This is a genomic window from Brevundimonas sp. FV1ps31S (assembly GCF_058681265.1).
The window spans coordinates 1516530-1543471 of the sequence record NZ_CM178735.1 but is presented as its reverse complement, the minus strand read 5'-3'; the positions used below and the strand labels follow the sequence as shown (position 1 = coordinate 1543471).

Genomic DNA, 26942 nt, shown 5'->3' with positions numbered 1-26942 from the left:
CCCCTTACGCCAGCATCGCGACGGGATCTTCGATCAGCGGCTTGAACGCCTGCAGGAAGCGGGCGCCGGTCGCGCCGTCCACCACGCGGTGATCGCAGGTCAGGGTCACGGTCATGACCGTGGCCGCCACGATCTGACCGTCCTTGACGACCGCCCTTTGTTCGCCTGCGCCCACGCTCATGATGCAGCCCTGGGGCTCGTTGATGATCGAGGTGAACTGCTTGATGCCGAACATGCCCAGATTGGACACCGAGAAGGTGCCGCCCTGGAACTCTTCGGGCTTCAGCTTGCGTTCGCGGGCGCGCTTGGCCAGGTCCTTGGACTCAGTCGCGATCTGCGCCAGACCCTTGGTCTCGGCCTTCTTAATGATCGGGGTGATCAGGCCGCCGTCGATGGCCACCGCCATCGAGACGTCGGCGTTGTGGTGCATGGCGATGCCTTCGGGGGTGTAGGAGGCGTTCGCTTCCGGCACCATCTTCAGCGCCAGGGCCGCGGCCTTGATCACAAAGTCATTGACCGACACCTTGACGCCCTGCGGCTCCAGCATCTTGTTGACCTTGGCGCGAACGGCCATCAGCTGGTCGATCTCGCAGTCGATGAACAGCGGGAAGTGCGGGACGTTCTGGATGCTGTCGACCATGCGACGCGCGACGGCCTTCTTCATCCCGTCCAGCGGAATCAGGTCGTAGCTGCCGTCCGGGATGCCCATCTGGGCCAGCGACTGAACCTGACGCGGCGCAATGCCCGAGGTTGCAGCGGCGGCGGTCGTCGCAGCGGCCGGTTGGGCTGCGCCCTTGCCGGCGGCTTCGACGTCGCGCTTGACGATCCGGCCGTGCGGGCCGGTGCCCTTGACCGACTTCAGATCGACGCCGTTCTGGGCGGCGATGCGACGCGCCAGCGGCGACGAGAAGATGCGTTCGCCACTGTCCGACTTCGGCGCGGCCGGAGCCGGCGCGACCGGTGCGGACGCCTTGGGCGCCTCGGCGGCGGCCGGTGCGGCCTTCGGGGCCTCCTCAGCCTTGGCGGCCGGCGTTTCGGCCTTCTGGGGCGCAGCGGCCCCGCCTTCGTCCTTCAGACGGGCGATGGGGGTGTTGACCTTCACGCCTTCCGTGCCCTCGGCGACCAGGATGTCGGTGATCTCGCCCTCATCCACGGCCTCGACTTCCATCGTGGCCTTGTCGGTTTCGATCTCGGCGATCACGTCCCCGGCGGAGACGACGTCGCCCACCTTGACGTGCCACTTGGCCAGAACGCCCTCTTCCATGGTCGGAGACAGGGCGGGCATCAGGATGTCGGTCATTGAGCAACTTCCTTCTCGGTCAGGGCGGCGCGGGCGTGGGCCTCGGTCCAGCCGTCGCAGATGGCCTTGAAGGCCTCCTTCTGGTCCAGACCCGCCATCTGGGCGTAGGCGTTGGAGAAGTGCCAGGCGCACTCGGCCAGGACCGTGCCCATGTGGCGCGGTTCGTTCAGCGCCGGGCGGATGTTCATGTGGGGCGTGGTTCCGCCCCACCAGATCCGCGCCAGTTCGGTGACCTGGGCGGGATCGATCTGGGCCAGCTGTTCCGGGATGGCCAGGGCCTTCTCGTCCAGGCTCATGCCATCACCTGCTTCACGGCGGCGATGATCTTGTCCACGCCCGGCAGCGACAGGGCTTCCAGATTGGCGGCGTAGGGCAGCGGCACGTCTTCCTGGTGCACCCGCAGCGGCGGCGCGTCCAGATAGTCGAAGGCGTGTTCGATGACGCGGGCCACGACCTCGGCGCCGACGCCCATCGGACCCCAGCCCTCTTCGGCCGAGACCAGGCGGCTGGTCTTCTTGACGCTCTCGACGATGGTGTCGGTGTCCAGCGGACGCAGGGTGCGCAGGTCGACGACCTCGCACTCGATGCCTTCCTCGGCCAGTTTCTCGGCGGCCTGGAGGGCGAAACCGACCATGCGGCTGTGCGCCGTGATGGTGACGTCCTTGCCTTCGCGACGAACCTTGGCCTTGCCGATCGGCAGGACGTAGTCCTCGACCTCGGGCACGTCGAACTCGAGGCCGTACATCATCTCGTGTTCGAGGAAGACGACGGGGTTCGGATCGCGGATCGCAGCCTTCAGCAGGCCCTTGGCGTCGGCCGCGTCATAGGGCGCAATGACCTTCAGACCCGGAACCTGGGCATACCAGGCCGAATAGTCCTGGCTGTGCTGGGCGCCGACGCGCGAGGCGGCGCCGTTCGGACCGCGGAAGACGATGGGCGCGCGGATCTGACCGCCCGACATATACAGGGTCTTGGCGGCCGAGTTGATGATGTGGTCGATCGCCTGCATGGCGAAGTTGAACGTCATGAACTCGACGATGGGCTTCAGGCCCGCCATGGCCGCGCCGACGCCCAGGCCGGCGAAGCCGTGCTCGGTGATCGGGGTGTCGACGACGCGCTGGTCGCCGAACTCCTGCAGCAGTTCGCGGCTGACCTTGTAGGCGCCCTGATACTGGGCGACTTCCTCGCCGATCAGGAAGACCTTGTCGTCGCGGCGCATTTCCTCGGCCATGGCGTCGCGCAGGGCGTCGCGGATGGTCGTCTTGACCAGCTTGGCGTCGGCCGGGATTTCCGGATCGCGCAGTTCGACCTTGGGGGTCGAGGTCTGGGCCGGCGCCTTCTCGGGATCGCCGGTCTTGCCTTCGGCGGTCGCCTTGGGCGCATCGGGCTCGACCTTCGGCGCGGGCGCTGCCGCGCCGTCTTCGCCGGCCAGACGCGCGATGGGCGTATTGACCTTCACGTTCTCGGAGCCTTCGGCGACCAGGATTTCCAGCACTTCGCCTTCATCCACGGCCTCGACTTCCATCGTGGCCTTGTCGGTTTCGATCTCGGCGATCACCTGGCCGGCCGACACGGTGTCGCCTGCCTTGATGTGCCATTTGGTCAGCGTGCCCTCTTCCATCGTGGGGGACAGCGCCGGCATGAGGATGTCGGTCACGGATCAGGCCTCCACGTAGACGTCGGTATAGAGCTCGGAGGGATCGGGCTCCGGGCTTTCTTGGGCGAATTGAACGGCCTCGGCGACGATGGCCTTGATCTCGTTGTCGATGGCCTTCAGCTCGTCTTCCGTCGCATTGGCGGCGGCCAGCAGGGCCTTGATGTGGTCGATGGGGTCGCGGGTCTTCTTGACCTCGTCCACCTCTTCCTTGGTCCGGTATTTGGCCGGATCGGACATCGAGTGACCGCGATAGCGGTAGGTCTTGACCTCGAGGATGTACGGGCCGGCGCCGGCGCGGGCGCGATCGACGGCCTTCTTGACCGCGTCACGCACGGCCAGAACATCCATGCCGTCCACCTGCTCGCCCGGAATGCCGAAACTGGCGCCGCGCTGGCTCAGCTGTGTCGTGGACGACGAGCGCTCGATGCTCGTGCCCATGGCGTACTGGTTGTTCTCGATGATGTAGATGGCCGGCAGCTTCCACAGCTGCGCCATGTTGAAGCTCTCGTAGACCTGACCCTGGTTCGAGGCGCCGTCGCCGAAATAGACGAAGGCCACCGAATCATCGCCGCGGTACTTGCCGGCGAAGGCCAGGCCCGTGCCCAGAGACACCTGGGCGCCGACGATGCCGTGCCCGCCGTAGAAGCCGGTCGGCACGTCGAACATGTGCATCGACCCGCCCTTGCCGCGCGACGAACCGCCGATGCGGCCCGTCAGTTCGGCCATGACTTCCTTGGGGTCCATGCCGGCGGCCAGCATGTGGCCGTGGTCACGGTAGCCCGTGATGATCTTGTCGTGGCCCTGTTTGACGCTCTCTTGAACGCCGACGGCCACGGCTTCCTGGCCGATGTACAGGTGGCAGAAGCCCCCGATCAGACCCATGCCGTAGAGTTGGCCCGCACGCTCCTCGAAGCGGCGGATGAGAACCATCTCGCGGTAAAAGCGGAGGAGGTCCTCCTTGGACGCCGAAGGCGTATTTGAAAGCTTGTCAGGCGCAGTGGTCTGAGCGGCTTTGGCTGGGGCTTTCGCCATCCGGCATCTCCCGGCTAGGCGCCGGGGAGCGACGCCTTCTTATCGTTACGGAAGGGGGCTTTAGCAGCCTTCCTTCCCGGAACGCAAAGGGGTGCGGGCTCGGCTGTAACAATAGTTCAAGTGGCGAGGGTTTTCACCCTTGAACGGGTTCTTCCTGAACGCGGATCACATAGTCGCGCGGGTCCGAAAAGCCGAGAACGGCGCGGGCGCGCTCCTCCAGCAAGTCCTTGGACAGACTGTCAGTACGCAGATAGCGCACCCGGGTCTCCAGGTCGCGACGCTGTTCGGTCAGGTGGGCGAGCTGATCCTCACGCCGCCCCATCAAGGCGTCGCGCGACGATCCGCTCAGCAGGCCGCGCTCGCCCGTCAGAGCCTGCACGCCCAGATAGGCGAGCAACAGCAGCAGGGCGAGGGAAAGGCGGTACGGCTTCATCCGTTCGGGCACGACAAACGCTCCTTCTGAGCGCGAAAAACACAGTTCATGGACTGTGCCTGAAAATGCCTAATGAAATGTAGCTTGACCGTAAGAAAGTCGGCGAAGAACACTGATTCTTCGCCGACAATTCACGGGTTTAGCGCAGCAGCATGCCGTCGCCGAAATAGACGGCCTGGTCGCCCAGCATCTCCTCCAGACGCAGCAGCTGGTTATATTTCGCCACCCGGTCGGAGCGGGCCAACGAGCCGGTCTTGATCTGTCCGCAGTTGGTGGCCACGGCAAGGTCGGCGATGGTCGAATCCTCGGTCTCGCCCGACCGGTGGCTCATTACCGAGGTATAGCCGGCGCGGTGGGCCATATCGACGGCGTCCAGGGTCTCGGACAGGGTGCCGATCTGGTTGACCTTGATCAGGATGGAGTTGGCCAAGCCTTCGCCGATGCCGGCGGCCAGGCGCGCCGGATTGGTCACGAAAAGATCGTCGCCGACCAGCTGGACCCGGTCGCCCAGGCGCTCGGTCAGCAGGCGCCAGCCGTCGAAATCATCCTCGGCCATGCCGTCTTCGATCGAGACGATCGGGAAGCGCTCGCACAGATCGACCAGATAGGCGGCCATGCCCTCGGCATCGACGGTCTTGCCCTCGCCCGCCATGACGTATTTGCCGTCCTTGAAGAACTCGGTCGAGGCGACGTCCAGGCCCAGGTGGAAGTCCTCACCGGCCAGATAGCCGGCCGCCTGGCCCGCCTTGGTGATGAAGCTCAGGGCTTCTTCGGCCGAGGCCAGGTTCGGGGCGAAGCCGCCCTCGTCGCCGACGTTGGTGTTGTGACCGGCGTCCTTCAGCTGCTTCTTCAGGGCGTGGAAGATTTCCGTGCCCATGCGCAGGGCGTCGGTGAAGGTCTCGGCCCCGGTCGGCAGGATCATGAACTCCTGGATGTCGATCGGATTGTCGGCATGGGCGCCGCCGTTGATGATGTTCATCATCGGCGTCGGCAGAACGCGGGCAGAGACGCCGCCGATATAGCGGTGCAGCGGCAGGCCGGCCGAAATGGCGCTGGCCTTGGCGGCGGCCAGGGACACGCCCAGGATGGCGTTGGCGCCCAGACGGGCCTTGTTGGGGGTGCCGTCAAGGTCGATCATCGCCTCGTCGAGGCGACGCTGGTCCTCGGCGTCCATGCCGGACAGGGCGTCGAAGATCTCGCCGTTGACGGCGTCAACCGCCTTCTGCACGCCCTTGCCGCCCCACAGGTCCTTGTCGCCGTCGCGCAGTTCGACGGCTTCGTGTGCGCCGGTCGAGGCGCCCGACGGAACGGCGGCGCGGCCGAACGAGCCGTCATCGAGGATCACATCGACTTCCACCGTCGGATTGCCCCGGCTGTCGAGGATCTGGCGGGCGACGATGTCGGCGATGTCGGTCATGGCTCGGCTCTTTGGCTCAGGCGGAAAACAGGTTCGAGGGGTTTAGCCGTCTCCCCGCGAATCGCCAATGCCTGCGTCGCCGCCCGCCGTCAGGAACATCCCTCGACCAGCTGGATCGACGGATCACCGGCGTGGACCATCATCACCTTGCCGTCGGAACCGACCTCGTAACGGATCCCGCGCGCCGCCGGATCGGTGACATAGGTTGTCGACCCGCCGCGGGACCAGACAAACAAGTCTTCCGCCGGCGCCGACTGATACTTGTGCGGCTGGGCGAAGACGGCGCCGCCATAGGCCTGTTTGATCGCCATACCGGTGTCGCCCACGCCGAATCCGCGATCCGTCTTGGTGGTCGCCTCGCGCGCGGCGGTGATGCGGGTCAGCACGCCGTTCTGGATCATCACCCGCACGTCGGTGGGCGCATTGACCGGATGAAACTCGTCGCAGGTCTCCGGATCGGCCCCGCCGACCGCATTCGGCTGTGAATCCTCGCCCCAGACTTGGACCAGCTCGGCACGCGTCATGCCGATTCGCGCCGGGCCCAGGCCGTCTGCGGTCAGGGTCGAGGCGTCGACCGGCGTCGGCGGAGGAGCCGCTTCCGCGGGCGCCGGGGCAGCGGCGGAAGGCGGCTGGGCTGCGGGGTCGTCACGGCGTTCGCAGGCGGCGAGCGTGAGCAGCGCCACAGCGCTGACGGCGGCGAAACGAATCATGGGCGTGCATCCTTCTGAGAAGCTTCACCGCTCAGAACGCACGAAAACGGCGCGCGGGTGACCGCGCGCCGTAAAAAACTTCGTCCAGCCGAAACTGGGCCGTGAAAGACTAGTCTTCCTTCGGCGTAATGACCTGGCGACCGCGATAGGTGCCGGTCTTCAGGTCGATGTGGTGGGGGCGCTTCAGCTCGCCGGTGTCCTTGTCCTCGACATAGACGTTCGAGCTCAGGGCGTCGTGGGCGCGGCGCATGTTGCGACGCGAGGGGGATACTTTCCGCTTCGGAACGGCCATGTCCGTCTCAATCTTCTAAGTCGGGCGCCGCCCAGAGCCGAAGCCTGATCAAGCGCGAAAACAATAGCGGCGGCCCCAACAGAGCCGCCACGCGAGGCGCGGCTTATGCATGAACCGCACGACGATTTCAAGGCGTTTCAAACAAGGCCGCAGCTACCGCCTCGCCGATGGCCAGTGAACTGGTCAGACCGGGGCTTTCGATCCCGAACAGGGCCATCAGCCCCGTTATCCCATGACGCTCGGCCCCGTGCAGCTGGAAGTCCGGCTGCGGCTCGCCCGGACCATGCAGCTTGGGCCGGATCCCGGCGTAGTCGGGCGTCAGGGCGCCGTCGGGCAGGCCCGGCCAGAAGCGGCGGATATAGGCGGCGAACACCTCGGCCTTGGCCGGATCGACCGAATAGTCCTCGGTTTCGACATAGGCCAGGTCGGGGCCGAACACGGCCTGCCCGCCCAGGTCCTTGCGATAATGGGTGCCCAGGGCGCCGGGAATGGGCGGCGGATAGATTAGCCGGTCAAACGGCGCCTTGCCAACCAGGCGGAAATAGACGCCCTTGCCGAAATGGCCCGCCGGAATTTCGCCGGCCGGATAGCCCTCGACTGACGCCGCCACGGCTTGCGCGGACAGGCCGGGCGCCGTGACCAGCAGGCGGCTGGTGACGGCCATCGCCCCCTCCCCGCCCACACGGATCGTGAAGCCGCCGCCCGGCAGGGGCTCTGCGCCTTCGAACGGGGCCGAGACCACCACCGATCCGCCCGCATCCTCGATCTCGCCCTGCAGGGCCAGCATATAGCCGTGACTGTCGAACAGGCCGCTTTCGGGCGACAGGATGGCGGCGTGGGCGTTCAGTTCGGGTTCCAGCGCCCGCGCCTGGGCGCCGGTCAGGTGCGCCAGCCCCTCGACCCCGTTGGCCGTCGCCTGTTCGAAAATGGCCTCGATCCGCTCGACCTCGGCCTCTTGCGTGGCCACGACCAGCTTGCCGCACTTCCAGTGATCGATCTTGTGACTGGCCAGGAAGTCATAAAGCGCCCGCCGCCCTTCGACGCAAAAACGCGCCTTCAGCGAACCGGTCGGATAATAGAGACCGCCGTGGATCACCTCGGAATTGCGCGACGAGACGCCCTGGCCGATGTGGCCTTCCTTCTCAAGCACCAGCACCGTCAGGCCCCGTTTCGACAACGCCCGACCGCAGGCCAGGCCCACCGCCCCGGCGCCCACGACGGTCGCGTCGAAATCAAAACTCATCGGCCGCCGTACCTCCGCTTCGCCTCGGCTTCGAAACAGCCGATCAGCTTTTCAACCGCCCGGTCGAAGTTGGCCGACAGCATCATATCCAGCATCCGCGACTTGAACGCGAAGTCGATCATGAACTCCAGCCGCGCGCCGTCGGGATGGGGGAAGAACTCCCACCGGTTCTTCAGGTGCTTGAACGGCCCGCGCAACAGGCCGACCTCCACCTTGGGCGCATTGCGATCATGCCGGACCCAGGTGGAGAACCGCTCCTTCAGGAAGGAGAAGCCGACCCCGGCCTCGGCGTCCAGCACGGCGACGCCCTCGCCCTCGGCCCGCTCGTTCCAGACCCGCATCGACGTAACCCAGGGCACGAAATCGGGATAGGCGCGCACATCGGCGACCAGATCGGCAAGCTGTTCGGGCGCATAGGGAAGAATGCGCGTTACGCGGTGGACGGCCATTCGAACCTTAGCGGCGCAGCTGCGCCTCGCGCGCGGCCTTCAGCCGGGCGAAGTCGTCGCCGGCGTGGTGCGACGAACGCGTCAGCGGCGAAGACGACACCATCAGGAAGCCCTTGGCCCGGGCGATCGCCTCATAGGCCTTGAACTCTTCCGGCGTGACGAACCGGTCGATGGCGGCGTGTTTGCGCGTCGGCTGCAGGTACTGGCCGATGGTGATGAAGTCGACGCCGGCGGACCGCATGTCGTCCATCACCTGCATGACCTCTTCCTTGGTCTCCCCCAGGCCGACCATGATGCCGGACTTGGTGAACTGTTCCGGGTCGCGCTCCTTGACCATCTGCAGCAGGCGCAGGCTGTGGAAGTAGCGCGCGCCCGGGCGGATCTTCAGATACAGGCGCGGAACGGTCTCAAGGTTGTGGTTGAAGACGTCCGGCTTGGCGTCGATCATCACCGCCGCCGCCCCGTCCTTGCGCAGGAAGTCGGGCGTCAGGATCTCGATGGTGGTGTTCGGCGCCTGGATGCGGATCTGGCGCACCACTTCGGCGAAGTGGGCCGCGCCGCCGTCCGCGACATCGTCGCGGTCGACCGAGGTGATAACGACGTGGTTCAGCCCCATCTGCCCCACCGCCAGCCCGACCTTGCCGGGCTCTTCCGGGTCCAGCGGCTGGGGCAGGCCCGTCTTGACGTTGCAGAAGGCGCAGGCCCGCGTGCAGGTGTCGCCCATGATCATCAGGGTGGCGTGCTTCTGGCTCCAGCACTCGCCGATGTTCGGGCAGGCCGCCTCTTCGCAGACCGTGTGCAGCCCTTTGGAGCGGACGATATCCTTGGTGGCGTTATACTGGCCCGAGCCGGGCGCCTTCACGCGCAGCCAGTCGGGCTTTTTCAGAACGACCGACTCCGGCCGGTTCTGCTTTTCCGGGTGGCGCAGCTCCGACGGCTTGCGCTGAAGGGTGTCGATCAGGGTGACCATGGCCGGTATTTCGGCCTTCCGACGCCCAATGGCAAGCCACGGCCGGTTACAGATGATGGCGCTCCTTAAGGGCGGCCTTGGGAACTCACGCCGCGTAACCTATCTTTTCAAGACGCCGTCGCGTCATTAATGACGGACGCCCGACAACAGAGAGGGCCTTTCGCGCCCTCCGCAGGAGACGCGTTTGCGCCAGGCCCTGGATTCCTCGCTGTACGACACCTCGCTGATCGACGCGCTGATCGACGCGCGCGCCCGGTTCGGGGACAAGGAAATCCTGGAGGATCAGGATCGCCATCCCCTCACCTACACCGGCCTGATCCGCGCCGCCTTCGTCCTGGGCCGCAAGATCGCCAACATGACCGCGCTGGGCGAACGGGTCGCCATCCTGCTGCCGTCGTCCATGGGCGTGGTCGTCACCTTCTTCGGCCTGCACGCCCACGGCCGCGTTCCGGTCATGCTGAACTTCACCGCCGGCGAAGCCAATCTGAAAGCCGCCATCAAGGCCTCGGGCGTCAAGAAGGTCCTGACCGCCAAACGTTTCATCGACCAGGCCAAGCTGGACGACCTGATCGTCGAGTTGAAGACGGTGGCGGAGGTCGTCTGGCTAGACGACGTGCGCAAGACCATCGGCCTGGCCGACAAGCTGTACGGCCTGACCGCGGGCGCCGCGCCCAAACGGTTCCGCGTCAAGACCGACCCGGACGCGCCCGGCGTGGTCCTGTTCACCTCCGGCAGCTTCGGCACGCCCAAGGGCGTGGTCCTGAGCCAGCGCAACCTGGTCGCCAACGCCCGTCAGGTCGCGGCCCATATCGACCTGCTGCCGGAATGGGTGATGTTCAATCCCCTGCCCACCTTCCACTGTTTCGGCCTGACCGGCGGGGTCATCCTGCCGCTGCTTCAGGGCTTGAAGGCCTTCCAATATCCGTCGCCGCTGCACGCCAAACAGATCACCGATCTGCTGCCCCAGGTGAACGCCTCGATCCTGTTCGCCACCGACACCTTCCTGAACCAGTACGGCCGCGTCGCCGAGGCTGACGATTTCGCCACCCTGAAGTTCGTGGTCGCCGGCGCCGAAAAGGTGCGCGAGGAGACCCGGAACCTGTTCAACACCAAGTTCGGCGGCGTCGAACTGCTGGAAGGCTACGGCGCGACCGAGGCCTCGCCGGTCGTCGCCGTCAATCACCCGGATCGCAACGCCCCCGGCACGGTCGGCCAGATTCTGCCCGGCCTGGATTGGAAGCTGGAACCGGTCGAAGGCATCACCGACGGCGGTCGCCTCTATCTGCGCGGCCCCAATGTGATGAGCGGCTATGTCACCTCGGCCGAGCCGCTGGAATGGTCGCCCGTCGAGAACGACTGGCTCGACACCGGCGACATCGTCGATGTGGACGCCGAGGGCTACATCACCATCAAGGGCCGCGCCAAACGCTTCGCCAAGATCGGCGGCGAAATGGTCTCCCTGACGGCGGTCGAGGGCATCGCCGGCGCGGTCTGGCCGGACCAGCGCCACGCCGTCGTCTCCATTCCCGACACCCGCAAGGGCGAAAAACTGGTCCTGGTCACCGACCACGCCGAGGCCGAAGTCGCCCCCCTGGCCGAATGGGCCCGCACCAACGGCGCCCCCGAACTGATCGTCCCCAAGAAGATCGTCAAGGTCGCCGAAGTCCCCGTCCTGGGCACCGGCAAGACCGATTATGTAACGATCCAGAAGATGGTCGAAAACGCCTGAAATCAAAGATCACCTCCCCGTCGGCCTTCGCCGACGGGGAGGTGAAGATCAGCCTACCCTGACCCCCGTCATCGAGATCGACCCGCCGTCGATCCCGTCGTTGAAGAAGCTCACCGGCTCACCCGGCTCTTGCTGGGCGGCGACATACAGCACCGGCAAATAGTGTTCGTCGGTCGGCACGCTCAGTTGCGCGTCCTCGGCCAGCCCCACCCAGTCGATCAGGGCCTCGTGGTCGCCTCTTTCCAACGCCGCCTTCACCGCCTCGTTGAACCCGGTCGCCCAGGCATAGGGCTCGGCCCCCGCCTCCCGCTTCCAGGTCCGCAGATTGTGGACGAAATCACCCGAGCCGGCGATGACGATCCCCTCGTCCCGCAGCGGCCTCAGAGCCTTGCCCAGCGCGTAATGCTGGCGCGCCGTCAATTCGCGGTTCAGCGACAGCTGCACCACCGGCACATCGGCGTCCGGCCAGACATGGCAAAGCACCGACCAGGTCCCGTGATCCAGGCCCCACTGGGTCGTCTGCACCGCCCCGGCCAACCCCGCGACCCGGGCCGCCAGTGCAGGCGAGCCGGGCGCGGGATATTGAAACTCATGAAGTTCACGCGAGAAGTTCCCGAAATCATGCATGGTTTCGGGTCGTTCCTGCGCGGTGACGCCCAGCCCGCGCGTTTCCCAATGGGCGGAGATCATCACCACCCCCTTGGGCTTGCCCACAGCCTCGCCCAGATCGCGCCAGGCGGCCCCATAGGGACCGCCCAGGGCATTCATCGGCGAACCGTGACCGAAGAAGAGCGCGGGCTGGCGCATCGGATCAGCCGTGCAGCTTCTTGGCCAGCTCGGCGATATGCCTGCCCTGGAACCGGGCGCCGTCCAGTTCGACCTCGCTGGGCATGCGCGAGCCGTCGCCGCCGGTGATCGTCGACGCGCCATAAGGCGAGCCGCCGTGCACCGCGTCCAGCGTCATCTGCGCCTGGAAGGAATAGGGCAGACCCACCACCGGCATCCCGTGGTGCATGAAGAAGTTGTGCAGACCCTGGAACGTGGTTTCCTGGCCGCCGTGCTGGGTCGCCGTGGCGGTGAAGGCCCCGCCAATCTTGCCGATCAGGGCGCCCGAGAACCACAGGCCGCCGGCCTGATCCAGGAAGGCGCGCATCTGCGACGCGGCCGATCCGAAGCGGGTGCCAGCGCCGATGATGATGGCGTCATAGTCCTTCAGATCGTCGATCTTGGCGATCGGCGCCTTCTGATCCAGCTTGTAGTGCGAGGCCTTGGCCAGCTCTTCCGGCACAGTCTCCGGCACGCGCTTGACGTCGACCACAGCCCCTTCGACCTGGCGCGCGCCTTCGGCGACAGCCTCGGCCATGGTTTCGAGGTGACCATAGGTCGAATGGTAGAGGACGAGAATCTTGGGCAAGGGAGAACTCCGTTAAATGTCACGGCCATCATTCGCAACAACGACCGTTGCTAACTTGGCGTCTCCCTATGCGGCATGCAAGCCCCCTATCGGGCTTCGTAATGGCTTCAACCAAAATCAGTGAAAAACCGGTCCGTCGCCCAGTTTCCTCACGGCGCGAAGGCCGGATCCCACGGCCGCACATATTCCCAGTGCCAGGGCTCGTAGACATAGGGGACAAAGCCGAACCGCCCGGCGTTGGCCACAAGCCAGCGATAGGTCGCCCCCCGCGCCATATGTTCTCGGCTGGCCGGCGTGGTCGAATCGACGCCCCGCCCCGGCGCCTGGCCGACATACAGATCGACCGCCGTCCCCGTCCGGTGCGGCGAACAGACCGCGCGTCTCAAGCCGTCGCAATTGCCCTGCTGGGCGCAGCGGGCGGCGTCGGCCTCGGGATCGCGGAAGCCTGAGAAGATCTGCAGCAGTTCGGGATCGGCGGCGACCTCGGGAACCTCGGCTCGCGCGGCGGCGACCAGACGGCGATAGGCGTCCAGCACGTCGCGTCGCAAAAGGCGGGTCAGCCGGTCGGCGTGCTCCTCGGACGCGACCAGATAGCCCAACTGGTTGATCGGCGGCGGATCGGGACATTCCCCTCGGGTCCGCGCCATCACGAACGGCCGGCGCTCCTGCCACAGGCCGCGCAACACCTGGAAGGTCGCGGCGTCGAACAGGCCGGTCGGCGTCAGGCCATGGGTCTGCTGGAAACCCGCCAGCTGCGAGGCGAAGATCGGCGTGCCGGGCCCGCACCGTGTGTGCAACTCTTGCTGAACAAGAGGGACATAGGCCATCCAGCCATACTCGGTCGCCCCGAACGGCGACCACTCCATCCCATAGGCGCCGGTGGCGTTGACCAGGGCCTCGTCGCCCCAGACGTCGGCGTTGGTATGGCAAGGCCCCGCCGCACGCGCGGCCCCGGCGAAGGCCACGACCGCCCAGATCGTCAGAAACGCGAGAAGACTTCGCCACATCCCCCCAGCAAGCCCGAACCCGACCTCAGGAGCAAGCACCGAAAATCACCTCCCCGTCGGCGAAGGCCGACGGGGAGGACAGATCGCGCAGCGATCAGGAGGGGGCGACTCCGGCGGCGGTGATGACCGGCTCGACGTCAAACAGCGAGTCGCCCCCACCTGGCGTCCGCTGACGCTCCCGCCTGTCCTCCCCGCCCGCCTTCGCGCGCGGAGAGGCGAGTGCACAATCCGACTCCGCTCCCACGCCCAAACCTGCAATCTTGCGTCCGCCCGACTCATCCGGGCTGTTCCCGGACCCGCTGCATGACCGCCGCCTCCGCGCCCCGTCGCTCTAACGCCGTGCTCGCCGCCTTTTCCGGCCCCTGCCTGCCGCTGGCGGCCTTCGGCGTCGCCCTGCCCGTCACCCTGCCGGAGTTCTACGCCACCCATGTCGGGCTTGAGCTCGGCGTGGTCGCGGCCGTTTTCATGGCGGTGCGCCTGATCGACATCGTCTTCGATCCCTTCCTCGGTTGGGGCATGGACAAGACCAAGACCCGGTTCGGCCGCTATCGCCCCTGGATGGCGATCTCGACGCCGATGCTGATGCTCGCGGCCCTGATGATGTTCGTCGTGGTTCAGCCGGGCGCGCCGCCGATCTATCTGTTCGGCTGGCTTCTGTTCCTCTACCTCGGCTTCTCGATCGGCACCCTGGGCCAGCTGGGCTGGGCCGCCGTTCTCGCCCCCCAGTATGATCAGCGCAGCCGCGTCTACGGCTGGTGGCAGGTGTTCAACATCATCGGGGTGGTGCTGATCCTGGTCCTGCCGACCGTGGTGGTCCAGACCGGCATCGGGACCTATGCCGACGGCGTGCGGATCATGGGCTGGGGCATTATCATCGCCCTGCCGGTCACCATCGGCCTGGCCATGGTCGCCGTGCCCGAGCCCGTCACCACCGGCGACCAGCCGCATGGCAGCCTCGGCGCCTATCTGACCCTGCTGAAGACGCGCGTCGTGCAGAAACTGCTGATCGCCGACCTGCTGCTGGGCGTGGCGCCGGGCATCACCGGCTCGCTGCTGTTCTTCTTCTTTGGCCAGATCCGCGGCTACGACCATACCGAGGCAGGGCTGTTCATGCTGTTCTACTTCGTCGCCGGCCTGTGCGGCGCGCCCTTCTGGGCCTGGCTGGCGACCCGCGTCGGCAAGGACAAGGGCCTGGCCATCGCCAGCATCGTCTCGGCGGTCCTCTATGTCGGGGCCACCCTGGTTCCCGGCGGCAATTTCGTCCTGACCGCCGTGGTCATGTTCATCGCCGGCCTGCCCTACGCCGCCGGCCTGTTCCTGACCCGCGCCATGATGGCCGACGCCGGCGACCAGGAGCGGTTCGAGACGGGCGTCGACCGCACCGGCCTGATGCTGTCCATCCTCTCGGCCACGACCAAGATCGGCCACGTCGTCGCCCTCGTGCCCTATCTGATCCTCCAGTGGGTCGGCTTCCGCGCCCTTCCCGGTCCGGACGGCAACAGCGGCGCCGCCCTGCTCACGCTCCAGATCCTGTTTATCCTGGTTCCCGGCGTGCTGCTGGTGCTGGCGAGCTGGGCGCTGAAGAATTATCCGCTGACCGCCGCCCGTCACAACGAGATCCGCCAGGCCCTCGACGCCCGCGACGCGGAGGCACAGGCGTGAGGCCCATCGACCGCCTGCTGGGCGTCATGGAACGTCTGCGCGACCCCGACGGCGGCTGCCCCTGGGACCTGGAGCAGACCTTCGCCACCATCGCCCCCTATACCATCGAGGAAGCCTACGAGGTCGCCGACGCCATCGAGCGCAACGACCTGAACGAGCTGAAGGGAGAGCTGGGCGACCTCCTGTTCCAGGTCGTCTTCCATGCTCGCATGGCCGAGGAACAAGGGCTGTTCGCCTTCGACGACGTGGTCACGGCCATCGCCGACAAGCTGGAGCGCCGCCACCCCCACGTCTTCGGCGATGAATCGCAACGCTCGTCGAAAGAACAGACCGTCGCCTGGGAAGCCATCAAGGCCGCCGAGCGCAAGGACCGCAAGAAGCCCGGCGTGCTCGACGATGTCCCCGTCGGCCTGCCCGCCCTGACCCGCGCCGCCAAACTGACCAAGCGCGCCGGCCGCGTCGGCTTCGACTGGCCCTCGACCGACGAGGTGTTCGACAAGCTGGCCGAAGAGGTCGCGGAACTGCGCGTCGAGATCGCCGCCGGCGACATGGCCAAGGCGCGCGAGGAGATGGGCGACCTGCTGTTCGTCGTCGCCAACCTGGCGCGCAAGCTGGACGTCGAGCCCGAGGACGCCCTGCGCGCCACCAACGCAAAGTTCGTGCGCCGCTTCGGCTTCATCGAGGCCCAACTGGCCAAGGACGGCCGCACGCCCGACCAATCGACGCTGGAGGAGATGGACCGCCTCTGGGACGCCGCAAAGCGCGCCGAGAAGGCCGGCTCCCCATCCTGAGCCGCCGCATGCCCTACGACCTGATCATCTTCGACTACGACGGCGTCGTCGCCGACAGCGAGGTGCTGAACAGCACCGTCATGGCCGAACAGCTGACCGCCATCGGCCTGCCCACCAGCCTGGACGATGTCCTCGCCGCCTATACGGGCAAGCGCTGGCGCGACAACCGGCCGGCGGTCGAGGCCGCCCTGGGCCGGCCCTGCCCCGAGGATTTCCACACCACCTGGTTCGCCACCTGCCGCGCCCGCGCGCCGATCCACCTCAAGCCCGTCCCCGGCATGATCGACTTCGTCGCCGCTCGGTCCGAGGCGCGCTGCATCGCCTCGTCCAGCGGCCCCGACTGGATCGGCGTCGGCCTGGACCTGTTCGGCCTGACCGATCATTTCGACGGCGCCGTCTTCACCGGCCTGGTGGTCGAGCGCGGCAAGCCCCACCCCGACATCTTCCTGCACGCCGCCGACAGCATGGGCGTCGATCCGGCCCGCGTCCTGGTGATCGAGGACAGCGAGGCGGGCGTCACCGCCGGGATCGCCGCCGGCATGACGGTGGTTGGCCTAACCGCCGGCGGCCATATCCGCGACGGCCACGCCGAACGCCTGGTCGCGCGCGGCGCCCACCACATCGCCGACAGCTACGCGGCGGTCGCGGCGTTCATGGATCGCTGACCGCTAAAGATACCGCAATTCCTGCAGATCCACTTCACGGATCATCTTGCGCGCGGCCACCTCGTCCAGTTGACGCGCCCGCGCCAACCGCCCCAGTTCTTCTCGCTCGGCCGCCAGTCCGGCCAGCCACAGTCGACGTTCCACAGCGTCGATCTTGCGCGCCACGACCGCGTCGTCCTCGTCGGTGCGGGTATGGGTCTCGATCCGGCGGCGATAGATCTCCATGATCCGGCTGGCGACGTCGGAATAGAGATCGGGGTTGGTCTTGCCCTCGGCCATGGCGTGGGAGGCGTCCTCAACGGCGCGTAGCGCGGCAGAAGCAGCCGCGACCCGCCCCCGGTCCTCCTCCCGTTCCTGCGACGGTTCGGGCGGCAGTTCGACCCCCTTCATCAGGCGCGGCAGGGCGAAGGTCGCCACCAGCAGCGAAACAATGATCACCCCTGCCGCCAGGAAGATGGCCAGGTTGCGCGACGGCATCGGCGATCCGTCGCCCAGGACGAACGGCAGGGTCAGTATGCCGGCCAGGGTGATAGCCCCGCGCACGCCCGCCAGCGACATCACCAGGGTCAGACGCAACCCCACCCTGGCAGGCGGCCCCCGATGGCGCCGCCGGAACAGGGTCAACTTCAGCGATGTCCAGACCCAGACGAAACGCATGACCGCCAGGGCGGCGACGATGGCGAACACATAGACGGCCAGCCACCAGACTTCCGGCCGGCTGGTGCCCCGCACCACCTCGGCCGCCCGCGCCAGGATGGACGGCATCTGCTCGCCCAGGATGACGAAGATGATGCCGTTGGCGACGAACTGCACCGTGTCCCACACTACGCCGCGCCGGATTCGGGTCATGGCCAGGGACTGGCCGCCAATGCCGCCGCCCCGCTCGGTGAAGCTCATGGTCACGCCCGCCGCCACGGCCGCCAGAATGCCCGAGGCGTGCAGTTCTTCCGCGACCAGATAGGCAGCGAAAGGGATCAGCAGGCTGACCAGGATCTGCGCCCCGACATCCTCGCCCCAGCGGCGGCTGACGAAACCCTTGGCGGAACTGATGGCTATGGTGACCAGAACGCCGGCCGCCACCCCGACCAGGGCCAGCCAGGCGAAGGATCCGATGGCGCTGCCGATCGAGAAGGCGCCGGTCGTGGCCGCCACCACCGCGATCCGCATACAGGTCAGGCCGGTCGCGTCGTTCAACAGCGACTCGCCCTCCAGAATATGCATCAGCCGTTTGGGGATCGGGGCGCGCGCCGCGATGGCCTGAACCGCGATGGGATCGGTCGGCGACAGGATGGCGGCCAGGGCGAAAGCCACCGCCAGCGGCATCTCCGGGATCATCCACCAGATCAGGAAGCCCAGGCCGATGACGGTGAACAGCACCAGCCCCAGGGCCAGTTCCAGGATCACGGCCCGGTCGCGAAACAGAGCCTCCTTGGGGATCCGCCACCCGTCCAGAAACAGCAGGGGCGGCAGGAACAGGAGGAAGAAGATGTCCGGCTCCAGATCCACCGTCGTGCCGGTCGCCAGCACGATGGCGGCCCCCAGCCCGATCTGCACCAGAGGCAGGGCGATTCGCGTGATCCGCGCGACCGAGCCCGACACCACGACGGCCAGAAGCAGCAGCAGGACGGTCTCGATCAGATGCATAGGTCAGCCAGCCAGGTCGGGATACAGACGCTCGAATCGCCCCAAGGCTGCAGGGTGAAGCCTGACCGTGACGTGAGTGCGGCCGGCGTCATCCGTGTCGCGGAAGACCACCCGACCGTGTTCATACAGCCAGGCCAGGGCCTCGCCCTGGTCGGGCGCCAACGTCAGCCGGGTTTCGGGATCGTCGTCGATCAGGCCGGCGATGGTCTGGCGCAGAGGCTCGATCCCCTCGCCCGTCCAGGCCGAGACGGCGACGGCCTCGCCGTCCTTGGCCAGCCGTTCAGCCTGACCCAGCACGGCCTCGCGCGCCTCCTCGTCCAACAGGTCGATCTTGTTCCAGACCTCCAGCACCCGGCGGGTCTTGCCCTCGGGCGTCTCGATCTGTTTCAGCACCGTTTCGACGTCCTTGGCCTGGGCGTCGCTGTCGGCCGAGGCGATGTCGCGGACGTGCAGGATCAGGTCGGCCTCGCCGACCTCTTCCAGGGTGGCGCGGAAGCTCTCGACCAGTTCGTGCGGCAGGTCCGAGATGAAACCGACAGTGTCCGCGACAATGGCCGGCCGACCCTGCGGCAGGCGAATGGTCCGCTGAGTCGTGTCCAGGGTGGCGAACAACAGGTCTTTGGCGAAGACCTCGGATCCCGTCAGCCGGTTGAACAGGGTCGACTTGCCGGCGTTGGTGTAGCCGACCAGGGCGATGGTCGGGAACGGGACCTTCTGGCGCTGCTTGCGGTGCAGGCCGCGCGTGCGACGCACCTCTTCCAGCTCGGCCTTCAGCCGCACGATCCGGTCGGCGATAAGGCGCCGGTCCAGCTCAATCTGGGTTTCGCCGGGGCCGCCGGTCGAGCCGGTGCCGCCCCGCTGGCGCTCCAGGTGGGTCCAGGTCCGCACCAGGCGCGACCGCTCATAGTCGAGCCGGGCCAGCTCGACCTGAAGCCGGCCTTCCTTGGTCCGCGCGCGGCGTCCGAAGATCTCCAGGATCAGGCCTGTGCGGTCGATGACCTTCACCTCCCACGCCTTCTCCAGATTGCGTTGCTGCACCGGGGTCAGGGCGTCGTCGATGATGACCGCCTCCGCATCGGCCGCGCGGACCAAGGCGGCCAGTTCCTCGACCTTGCCGCTTCCGAACAGGGTGGCAGGCGTGGTCCCACGCAGTCGCACGGTCTCTTCAGCGCGCACGTCAAGGTCCAGCGCGCGGGCAAGGCCCACGGCTTCCTCAAGGCGCTCGCTCGCCAGCCGAGGGCTGTCTGAGCGTCGGTCGGGATGGATGACGACCGCCCGGATCAGCGGGACGGCGTGGTCGATCAGTTTGCTGGTCAATCAGTCTTCTTCGGCGTCGGGCTCGTACAGTTGCACGGGCGCGGACGGCATGATGGTGGAGATGGCGTGCTTGTACACCAGCTGGGACTGGCCATCGCGGCGCAGCAGCACACAGAAGTTGTCGAACCAGGTCACGATACCCTGCAGCTTGACCCCGTTGACCAGGAAGATGGTCAGCGGCGTCTTGGTCTTGCGGACCGAATTGAGGAAGGTGTCCTGAAGGTTCTGACGTTTGTCTTGCGACATGGCAGGTTTTTCCTGTTCTTGGTTGTTCGTCGCCGAGGGAGCGGCGTCGGGGTCGATAGCGACCGGGGGCGACCTTAACCGCCCCCTCCATGCTCCGGCAACGCCCTAAATGGCGTCTCGGCGCGCCTTATCAAGATAGAGCTGGCGCAGCTTGAGCGTGATCGGCCCGGGCTTGCCGTCGGCGATCTTGGTTCCGTCAATCGAGATCGCCGGGGTGACGAAGGCGCCGGCGGCGGTGAAGAAGGCTTCACGCGCCCGCTTGGCCTCTTCGACGCTGAACGGACGCTCGTCCAGTTCGACCCCGTGTTCCTGGATCAACTCCATCAGGGTGGTGCGGGTGCAGCCCTTCAGGATGTTGGCCTGGGTGTCGCGAGTCCGCAGCTTGCCGTGCTCGTCGACGATCCAGGCGTTAGTCGATGAGCCCTCGGTCACCAGCCCCATGTCGTCCACGAACCAGGCCTCATAGGCGCCGGCCTCGCGCGCCGCCTGTTTGGCCAGAATGTTTGGCAACAGGCCAACCGTCTTGATGTCGCATCGTCCCCAACGGATGTCGGGCTGGGTCAGGACAGCGACCCCCTTTTGCGCCTGCGCCTCTCCCCGCGCCGACGAAATCGACTTGGCGGTGACGATGACGCTGGGAGGCGTTCCCGGCGTGGGGAACGGGTGATCCCGGCGCGCCGTGCCGCGCGTGACCTGCAGATAGACGATGCCGTTCTTCACCCGGTTGCGCCGGACGGTCTCGCGCAGCACCCGCGTCAGGGACGCCACCGACATGGGGATGTCGATGCGCAGCTCGTTCAGACTACGGTGCAGGCGGGTCATATGGCCGTCGAAGTCCGCCAGCCGGCCGTCGAACACGGACCAGACCTCATAGACGCCGTCGGCGAACTGGAAACCGCGATCCTCGATATGAACCACGGCCTGGCCATGCGGGCTGTAGGTTCCGTTGACGTAGGCGACGCGGGACATCAGGCCGGCTCTTCCTCTTCTCCACCGCGAGCCGGCGAGACCCCCAGCGACTTCAGCTTGCGGTGCAACGCCGACCGCTCCATGCCGATGAAGGAGGCGGTGCGCGAGATATTGCCGCCGAACCGCATGATCTGGGCCGCCAGATAGTCCCGCTCGAACACTTCCCGCGCCTCGCGCAGCGGCAGGGCGATGGTGCGTTCGGCGCCCATCGTGGACGCGCCCCCGTTCGACGTCGCCACCTCCTGCGGCAGCATGTCGGCGGTGATCGGCTCGTTGGGATCGCCGGTGGCCAGGATCAGCAGCCGCTCGATGTTGTTGCGCAGCTGGCGGATATTGCCCGGCCAAGGATGGACCTGCAGCACGGCGACGGCGTCGTCGCCGATGGCCCGGCGCGGCAGCCCCTGCGAGGCGCTGATGGTCTCCACGAAATACTCGACCAGCTCGGCGATGTCCTCGCGCCGTTCCGACAGGGCCGGCACGCGGATCGGCACCACATTCAGGCGGTGGAACAGATCCTCGCGGAACCGCCCCTCGGCGATCTCGGCCTTCAGATCGCGGGAGGTCGAGGTGACGACCCGGACATCCACCTGCACGTCCTGCTCGCCGCCCACACGGCGGAACCGCTGATCGACCAGGACGCGCAGGATGCGGCTCTGGCTCTCGCGCGGCATGTCGCTGATCTCGTCCAGATACAGGGTGCCGTTATGCGCCCGCTCGAACACGCCGATCTTGCGCGGGCGGCCGTCCTGCCCCTCTTCTCCGAACAGTTCGACATCCAGCCGCTCCGGCGTCATCCCCGCCGCCGAAATCGCCACGAACTCGGCCCGGGCGCGCGGACTGGCCTCGTGGATCTGGCGCGCCACCAGCTCTTTGCCCGATCCGGCCGGTCCGGCGATCAGGACCCGGCTGTTGGCCTGGGCCACCTTGGCGATGGTGCCGCGCAGAGCCTGGGCCGCCTGCGACCGGCCGATCAGGCCGGACGGCGTCATCGTCTGCGCCCGCAGTCGGCGGTTTTCGCGCTTCAGCGTCGCCGCCTCGATCGCCCGTTCGACCACCACCACCAGCCGGTCGGACTTGAACGGCTTTTCGATGAAGTCATAGGCGCCGCGCTTCAGCGCCGTCACCGCCGTCTCGATATTGCCGTGGCCCGAGATCATCACCACCGGCAGGTCGGGATCGATCTCCTTGACCACCTCCAGCAGTTCCAGCCCGTCCAGGCCGCCGCCCTGCATCCAGATATCGAGGATCGCCAGCGACGGCTTCCTCGCGCGGATCGCCGCCAGGGCCTCGTCGGAGTTGGCGGCCACGCGCACGGCGTGCCCCTCGTCCTCGAGCAGGCCCGAAACCAGATCGCGGATGTCCGCCTCGTCGTCGACGACCAGAATGTCGGAACCGGTAGGTCGCATCTTGCCTCGCTTATTCGGCGACGACGGTCTGGAGCTTGCGCTCCGTCACGTCGCCGGTCTTGCCGTGGGGTTTCAGGGGGAAGATCAGGCACACGCGCGCGCCGCGCAAAGTCTCTGCGTCGGCCAGCTTCAGCTCGCCGCCGTGGTCCTCGCAGATGCGTTTGACGATGGCCAGGCCCAGGCCCGTGCCCTTCTCGCGCGTGGTGACATAGGGTTCAGTCAGACGATCGCGATCCTTGGCCGGCAGGCCGATCCCGTCGTCCTCGACTTCGAAGGTCGCCATGCCGTTCTCGATGACCAGCGAGGCGATGATTCCCATCTGGTCGGACGCAGGCGCGTCGCCATCCGCCAGGCGACGCGCGGCGACGGATTCGCCGGCGTTCTTCAGAATATTGATGAGGGCCTGCCCCACCATCCGGGCGTCGCAGCGCAACGTGGCCTTGGGCAGGGGCTCGGTCATCTCAACCACGATATCGGCGGCCGCCACCCTCTGGGCGAAAACGGCCTCTCGCAACATTTCGGCGGGATTGGCCGAGCCGAAACGCGGCGCCGGCATCCGGGCGAAGGAAGAGAATTCGTCCACCATCCGGCCGATGTCGCCCACCTGGCGGATGATGGTGTCCGTGCAGCGGTCGAAGATTTCGACCTCGTCCACCTTGTCGCGATATTTCCGCTTCAGCCGCTCGGCCGACAGCTGGATCGGCGTCAATGGGTTCTTGATCTCGTGCGCGATCCGGCGGGCCACGTCGCGCCACGCCGCGTTGCGTTGCGCCGTGACCAGCCGGGTTATGTCGTCGAAGGTAAGCACCATCTCACCCCCCTGACCACCCTCGATCCTGACGCGCAGTCGGAAGGTTTCCCCGCCTCGGCTGATGTCGATATCCTCTTCGATATGGGCCTCGACGCGGCCCACCAGGTCGCTCAGCTCCGGCGACAGGGTGGCCAGCTCGTGCCCCAGCACCGCCTCCTCTTCGATATGTAGAAGCTGCAGCGCGCTGTCGTTGATCGCCGAAACCCGGCCGCGCCGATCCAGGCCGATGACGCCGGCGCTGACCCCGGACAAGACGGTTTCGATGAATGTGCTTCGATCCTGGGCCTCGTCGCTGGCGGCCTTCAACGCCGTCTGCTGCGCCTGAAGATCGCCCGTCATGCGGTTGAAGGCGTCGGACAACAGGGCGATCTCGGCCGGAGCTCCGTCGCTCTTGACCCGAGCGCTGAAGTCGCCGCCCGCAACCTGGCCCGCCGCCTGCACCAGCCGGCCGATCGGCGCCGATATGCTGCTGGCCGCAGACATGCCCAGCCAGACCGCGCCGACCAGCACCAGCAAGGCCGTCTCGAGATAGCTGAGGACGAAGGCCGACTGAATGCGAGCCCGGCTTTCCTCAGCCTCGCGGTAGGCGACGATCGACTCCTCGGCGTTTCTCAGCGTGGAAATCAGCCCCGGCTGCAAGGGCCGGACCACATACAGGAACGCATCGCCATAACGCGGCAAGGGATAGATCACGCGGACGGCATCCGGATTTTCCGTGACGACGCTCGGCGCCGTCTCCCCTTCTTTGGCGATCTCCAGATCAGCCTTGGACGGCGTCAGATAAGGCGGGGCGCCTTCCGCCGCCGTCTGGGCCAGGACATTGCCCTGCCCGTCGATGATATAGAGGGCCGGATAGCCGAAGAAGTCGGCCACCTGCGCCAGGGCCTCGGAAAACCAGATGCGATGCTCGAAGTTGGAGCGAATTTCGGGCGCGCTCAATTCGTTGGCGATGACATCCAGGTCCGCATTCACGGTCCTGCTGACGTCACCCACATAGGCGCGGCCGATGGTGGCGCCGTTCTCCACCGAGGCCTGAACGTTCTGGCTGAACCACTGATCGACGCCGCGCGTGACCATCATGCCGAACACCAGGGCGATCAGCACCGCCGGGATCACCGCCACCATGGAAAAGAGGGCGACGAACCTCAGGTGCAGTCGCGATCCCGCCTCGCCCGTGCTGCGCGCCAGGGTCAGCACCCGGCGTCCGACAATGAAGGCCAGACTGGCGATCAGGACAAGATTGGCCAGAAGGACGACCAGCACCAGCTGACTGGTAGAACCTCGCGCCGCGCCGGCGTTCGCGCCGGGCGCCGCCGCCACAAGCCAGACCGCCGCAGCCGTGATCGCCACGGCGATGAAATAGGCGATGCCGAACCCGGCCCGCGCCCTTTCCACATCGAACCGCCCCCAGAACGACTCATCGTCCGACGGTGGGTCGGCGCGAGGAGCCATGGCTGAGGGCGTATCCGTCATGCCACAGCAGTGTCGACCAACTGTGGCTCGATTTCAACAATTGAGTTCGCATTTCTTGGCGAATTTCCCCGCCACAGCGCCGCCATTTCCATTTCGACGGCGGCAGGCTCATCGAGGCGGCAAATTCTTGCCTTTGCCGCGCGACGGTGTTGCGGATCGGCCGGCCATGGAGCCTGTTCGATATACCAGCCCAGATGTTTGCGGAACATGCGAAGCCCGAGCGGGAGCCCATAGAATTCTACCGACGCCCGCAGATGCTCGATCACAATGGCCAGACGCGCTTCCGGGCCCGGTTCGTCCAGCGACACTCCGTCGGTCAGGGCCCGTTCCAGGTGAGCCGCCAGCCACGGCCGTCCATAGACGCCGCGGCCCAGCATCAGACCATCGGCCCCGGACCGCGCCAGCGCCTCCCTGGCGTCATCGGCTGTCAGAATGTCGCCATTGACGATCACCGGCACGCCGACCGAGGCCTTGACCGCCGCCACGGCGTCCCAGTCCGCCCGCCCTGTGTAGAACTGCTTGCGGGTGCGACCGTGAACCGTCACCGCCTTGACCCCGATCTCTTCGGCCCGCTTCGCCAGTTCGGCGGCGTTTCGGCTGTCGTCGTCCCACCCCAGACGCATCTTGACCGTCACCGGCCGGGACGTGGCCTTCACCGCCGCCTCCATGATCCGGCAGGCCAGGTCCGGCGTCCGCATCAGGGCCGACCCGGCGGCCGAGCCGGTGACCTCCTTGGCCGGGCAGCCGAAGTTCAGATCGACGATGTCTGCGCCGGCCTTTTCAGCCATCCGCGCGCCCTCGCCCATCTGCTCGGGATCGCGCCCGACCAGCTGGATCACCGTCAGCGGCAGGCCGGCGCCGACAGCCGCGCGACGGACGACGTCCGGCCGCTCGCGCGCCAGTTCCTTGGCCGCCACCATCTCGGTCGCCACATAGGCGGCGCCCAGCTTGGAGGCGAGCAGCCGGAACGGCAGATCGGTGACGCCGGTCATCGGCGCCATCAGCACCTGGCCGGGCACGGTCACATCACCGATCTTCAGGATCTTCGCCATTTGCGCCTTTCGCAGCATTGCAGCCCCCCTCGTCAAGCGTGACGACGGCGGATTGATGGTTTCGTCCCGTCGCGGCGCATTCTAGTAAGGCCGCCATGAGTTTCTCGGGCATCATCGTTGCGGCCGGTTCGGGCACGCGCGCCGGCGGCGACAAGCAGTGGCGGGCCCTTGGCGGCAAACCCGTCCTGCGCTGGTCCACCGAGGCCTTGCTGGACGCCGGCGCCGACGAACTCGTCGTCGTGGTCGCGCCCGGCGCCGAGCCGCGCGTGGCCGAGGCCCTGGCCGGACTGACGCGCTGGCGCACGGTCTTGGGCGGCGAGGTCCGCGCCCAGTCCGTCCGCGCCGGCCTGGCCGCCCTGACCTGCCCGGCCGACCAGCCCGTCCTGATCCATGACGCCGCCCGCCCCCTGCTGGACCGCGCCGTCATCGACCGGCTGATCGCCGCGCTTGACGAGGCCGAGGGCGCGCTGCCGGTACTGCCGGTCGCCGACAGTCTGCGACGGGGCGAAGACGGCGTAATGGCCGGGGTTGTCGAACGGGACGGCCTGTGGCGCGCCCAGACGCCCCAGACCTTCCGCCGAGGCGTGATCGAGGCCGCCTACGCCGCCTGGAGCGACGCCGATCCGCCGACGGACGAGGCCGTCGTGGTCGAACGCTGCGGCGGTCGTGTCGCCCTGGTCGCGGGCGACGCCCGTCTGTTGAAACTGACCTATCCGGAGGATTTCGCCATGGCCGAGGCCCTGTTACCGCAGCAGACCCGCTATCAGACCCGGGTGGGCTCGGGCTACGACGTCCACCGCTGGGGCCCGGGCGGCTCGGTCTGGCTGTGCGGGATCGAGGTGCCGCACGACCAGACCTTGATCGGTCATTCCGATGCCGACGCGGGCCTGCACGCCCTGACCGACGCCCTCCTCGGCGCCATCGCCGAGGGCGACATCGGCGACCATTTCCCGCCGACCGATCCGAAATGGAAGGGTGCGTCGTCCGACCTCTTCCTGCTCCATGCCGCGGGCCTCGTCGCCGCGCGCGGCGGGCGGATCGTCAATGTCGACGTCACCCTGATCTGCGAACGTCCCAAGGTGAAGCCGCACCGTCAGGCCATGCGCGAACGGATCGCGAGCCTGCTTGCGCTGCCCCTGGACGCCGTCAGCGTCAAGGCCACCACGACCGAGGGGCTGGGCTTCACCGGCCGAGGCGAAGGCCTCGCCGCCCAGGCCGTCGCAACGGTGGAGACGCCTGTTCGAGCGTGAGGC

26 protein-coding genes are annotated in these 26942 nt (G+C 67.0%); 5 read left to right on the top strand and 21 right to left on the bottom strand.

Annotated elements, in window-relative coordinates; all coding sequences use genetic code 11:
* Positions 1–4 precede the first annotated feature (4 nt).
* The 11 genes from ACVPT3_RS07235 to lipA all read right to left on the bottom strand — a co-directional run bounded on the left by ACVPT3_RS07235 (position 5) and on the right by lipA (position 9503).
* Complete coding sequence (locus ACVPT3_RS07235; RefSeq protein ID WP_492043468.1) at positions 5–1300, bottom strand: pyruvate dehydrogenase complex dihydrolipoamide acetyltransferase; 1296 nt, start codon at positions 1298–1300, stop codon at positions 5–7.
* Positions 1297–1596 (bottom strand): DUF5076 domain-containing protein, encoded by a 300-nt coding sequence (locus ACVPT3_RS07230; RefSeq protein WP_492043467.1) that lies wholly within the window; start codon positions 1594–1596, stop codon positions 1297–1299. The genes ACVPT3_RS07235 and ACVPT3_RS07230 overlap by 4 nt, the downstream gene beginning before the upstream one ends.
* Positions 1593–2957 (bottom strand): pyruvate dehydrogenase complex E1 component subunit beta, encoded by a 1365-nt coding sequence (locus ACVPT3_RS07225; RefSeq protein ID WP_492043466.1) that lies wholly within the window; start codon positions 2955–2957, stop codon positions 1593–1595. The genes ACVPT3_RS07230 and ACVPT3_RS07225 overlap by 4 nt, the downstream gene beginning before the upstream one ends.
* A 3-nt stretch (positions 2958–2960) precedes the next feature.
* On the bottom strand, positions 2961–3989 hold the full coding sequence (gene pdhA / locus ACVPT3_RS07220) for a pyruvate dehydrogenase (acetyl-transferring) E1 component subunit alpha (protein ID WP_492043465.1): 1029 nt from the start codon (positions 3987–3989) through the stop codon (positions 2961–2963).
* Positions 3990–4122: 133 nt separating this feature from the next.
* On the bottom strand, positions 4123–4422 hold the full coding sequence (locus ACVPT3_RS07215; protein WP_492043796.1) for an FtsB family cell division protein: 300 nt from the start codon (positions 4420–4422) through the stop codon (positions 4123–4125).
* Positions 4423–4561: 139 nt separating this feature from the next.
* Positions 4562–5839 carry a phosphopyruvate hydratase gene (eno, locus tag ACVPT3_RS07210; RefSeq protein ID WP_492043464.1) on the bottom strand — a complete coding sequence of 426 codons (1278 nt, stop codon included), beginning with the start codon at positions 5837–5839 and terminating at the stop codon, positions 4562–4564.
* Positions 5840–5928: 89 nt separating this feature from the next.
* The gene (locus ACVPT3_RS07205; RefSeq protein ID WP_492043463.1) at positions 5929–6549 is read right to left on the bottom strand and encodes a hypothetical protein; all 621 of its coding nucleotides are present in this window, start codon (positions 6547–6549) and stop codon (positions 5929–5931) included.
* A gap of 109 nt (positions 6550–6658) precedes the next feature.
* On the bottom strand, positions 6659–6841 hold the full coding sequence (rpmF, locus tag ACVPT3_RS07200; RefSeq protein ID WP_035305966.1) for a 50S ribosomal protein L32: 183 nt from the start codon (positions 6839–6841) through the stop codon (positions 6659–6661).
* A 127-nt stretch (positions 6842–6968) separates the two neighbouring features.
* The gene (locus tag ACVPT3_RS07195; protein ID WP_492043462.1) at positions 6969–8084 is read right to left on the bottom strand and encodes an NAD(P)/FAD-dependent oxidoreductase; all 1116 of its coding nucleotides are present in this window, start codon (positions 8082–8084) and stop codon (positions 6969–6971) included.
* Complete coding sequence (locus ACVPT3_RS07190; protein ID WP_492043461.1) at positions 8081–8533, bottom strand: type II toxin-antitoxin system RatA family toxin; 453 nt, start codon at positions 8531–8533, stop codon at positions 8081–8083. The genes ACVPT3_RS07195 and ACVPT3_RS07190 overlap by 4 nt, the downstream gene beginning before the upstream one ends.
* 7 nt (positions 8534–8540) lie before the next feature.
* Entirely contained in the window at positions 8541–9503 is a 963-nt protein-coding gene (lipA, locus tag ACVPT3_RS07185; RefSeq protein WP_492043460.1) for a lipoyl synthase, read from the bottom strand.
* 184 nt (positions 9504–9687) lie between these two features.
* Here lipA and ACVPT3_RS07180 point away from each other — a divergent pair, with 184 nt between their 5' ends.
* The gene (locus ACVPT3_RS07180; RefSeq protein ID WP_492043459.1) at positions 9688–11232 is read left to right on the top strand and encodes an AMP-binding protein; all 1545 of its coding nucleotides are present in this window, start codon (positions 9688–9690) and stop codon (positions 11230–11232) included.
* A 48-nt stretch (positions 11233–11280) separates the two neighbouring features.
* Here ACVPT3_RS07180 and ygiD read toward each other — a convergent pair whose 3' ends face one another.
* The 3 genes from ygiD to ACVPT3_RS07165 form a co-directional block, all read right to left on the bottom strand.
* Positions 11281–12039 (bottom strand): 4,5-DOPA-extradiol-dioxygenase, encoded by a 759-nt coding sequence (gene ygiD / locus ACVPT3_RS07175; protein WP_492043458.1) that lies wholly within the window; start codon positions 12037–12039, stop codon positions 11281–11283.
* Between the two features lie 4 nt (positions 12040–12043).
* Complete coding sequence (gene wrbA, locus ACVPT3_RS07170; protein ID WP_492043457.1) at positions 12044–12646, bottom strand: NAD(P)H:quinone oxidoreductase; 603 nt, start codon at positions 12644–12646, stop codon at positions 12044–12046.
* A gap of 149 nt (positions 12647–12795) precedes the next feature.
* The gene (locus ACVPT3_RS07165; protein ID WP_492043456.1) at positions 12796–13653 is read right to left on the bottom strand and encodes a D-alanyl-D-alanine carboxypeptidase family protein; all 858 of its coding nucleotides are present in this window, start codon (positions 13651–13653) and stop codon (positions 12796–12798) included.
* 303 nt (positions 13654–13956) lie between these two features.
* On the opposite strand from ACVPT3_RS07165, the gene ACVPT3_RS07160 reads away from it, so the two are divergent.
* From ACVPT3_RS07160 to ACVPT3_RS07150, 3 genes are read left to right on the top strand one after another with little or no spacing between them, the layout of a single operon-like run.
* Positions 13957–15315: an MFS transporter gene (locus ACVPT3_RS07160; protein ID WP_492043455.1), complete on the top strand. Its 1359-nt coding sequence runs from the start codon at positions 13957–13959 to the stop codon at positions 15313–15315.
* Positions 15312–16106: a nucleoside triphosphate pyrophosphohydrolase gene (mazG, locus tag ACVPT3_RS07155; RefSeq protein WP_492043454.1), complete on the top strand. Its 795-nt coding sequence runs from the start codon at positions 15312–15314 to the stop codon at positions 16104–16106. Before ACVPT3_RS07160 ends, mazG begins: the two co-directional genes overlap by 4 nt.
* 8 nt (positions 16107–16114) lie before the next feature.
* The gene (locus ACVPT3_RS07150; RefSeq protein WP_426025379.1) at positions 16115–16771 is read left to right on the top strand and encodes an HAD family hydrolase; all 657 of its coding nucleotides are present in this window, start codon (positions 16115–16117) and stop codon (positions 16769–16771) included.
* A 3-nt stretch (positions 16772–16774) separates the two neighbouring features.
* Here ACVPT3_RS07150 and ACVPT3_RS07145 read toward each other — a convergent pair whose 3' ends face one another.
* The 7 genes from ACVPT3_RS07145 to dusB form a co-directional block, all read right to left on the bottom strand.
* Entirely contained in the window at positions 16775–18415 is a 1641-nt protein-coding gene (locus tag ACVPT3_RS07145; RefSeq protein ID WP_492043453.1) for a Na+/H+ antiporter, read from the bottom strand.
* A gap of 3 nt (positions 18416–18418) precedes the next feature.
* A complete protein-coding gene (hflX, locus tag ACVPT3_RS07140) occupies positions 18419–19732 on the bottom strand; it encodes a GTPase HflX (protein WP_492043452.1) in 1314 nt (437 codons plus the stop codon).
* Complete coding sequence (gene hfq / locus ACVPT3_RS07135; protein WP_003164861.1) at positions 19733–19978, bottom strand: RNA chaperone Hfq; 246 nt, start codon at positions 19976–19978, stop codon at positions 19733–19735. It lies immediately after the preceding gene.
* Between the two features lie 105 nt (positions 19979–20083).
* Complete coding sequence (locus ACVPT3_RS07130) at positions 20084–20947, bottom strand: D-amino-acid transaminase (protein ID WP_492043451.1); 864 nt, start codon at positions 20945–20947, stop codon at positions 20084–20086.
* Complete coding sequence (gene ntrX / locus ACVPT3_RS07125; RefSeq protein ID WP_492043450.1) at positions 20947–22353, bottom strand: nitrogen assimilation response regulator NtrX; 1407 nt, start codon at positions 22351–22353, stop codon at positions 20947–20949. Before ntrX ends, ACVPT3_RS07130 begins: the two co-directional genes overlap by 1 nt.
* A gap of 10 nt (positions 22354–22363) precedes the next feature.
* Positions 22364–24637 (bottom strand): sensor histidine kinase NtrY-like, encoded by a 2274-nt coding sequence (locus tag ACVPT3_RS07120; RefSeq protein ID WP_492043449.1) that lies wholly within the window; start codon positions 24635–24637, stop codon positions 22364–22366.
* A complete protein-coding gene (dusB, locus tag ACVPT3_RS07115; RefSeq protein ID WP_492043448.1) occupies positions 24634–25689 on the bottom strand; it encodes a tRNA dihydrouridine synthase DusB in 1056 nt (351 codons plus the stop codon). The genes ACVPT3_RS07120 and dusB overlap by 4 nt, the downstream gene beginning before the upstream one ends.
* A gap of 95 nt (positions 25690–25784) precedes the next feature.
* Between dusB and ACVPT3_RS07110 the strand changes: the two genes are divergently transcribed.
* Positions 25785–26939, top strand: a complete 1155-nt coding sequence (locus ACVPT3_RS07110) for a bifunctional 2-C-methyl-D-erythritol 4-phosphate cytidylyltransferase/2-C-methyl-D-erythritol 2,4-cyclodiphosphate synthase (RefSeq protein ID WP_492043447.1) — start codon at positions 25785–25787, stop codon at positions 26937–26939.
* The last annotated feature ends 3 nt before the right edge of the window (positions 26940–26942 follow it).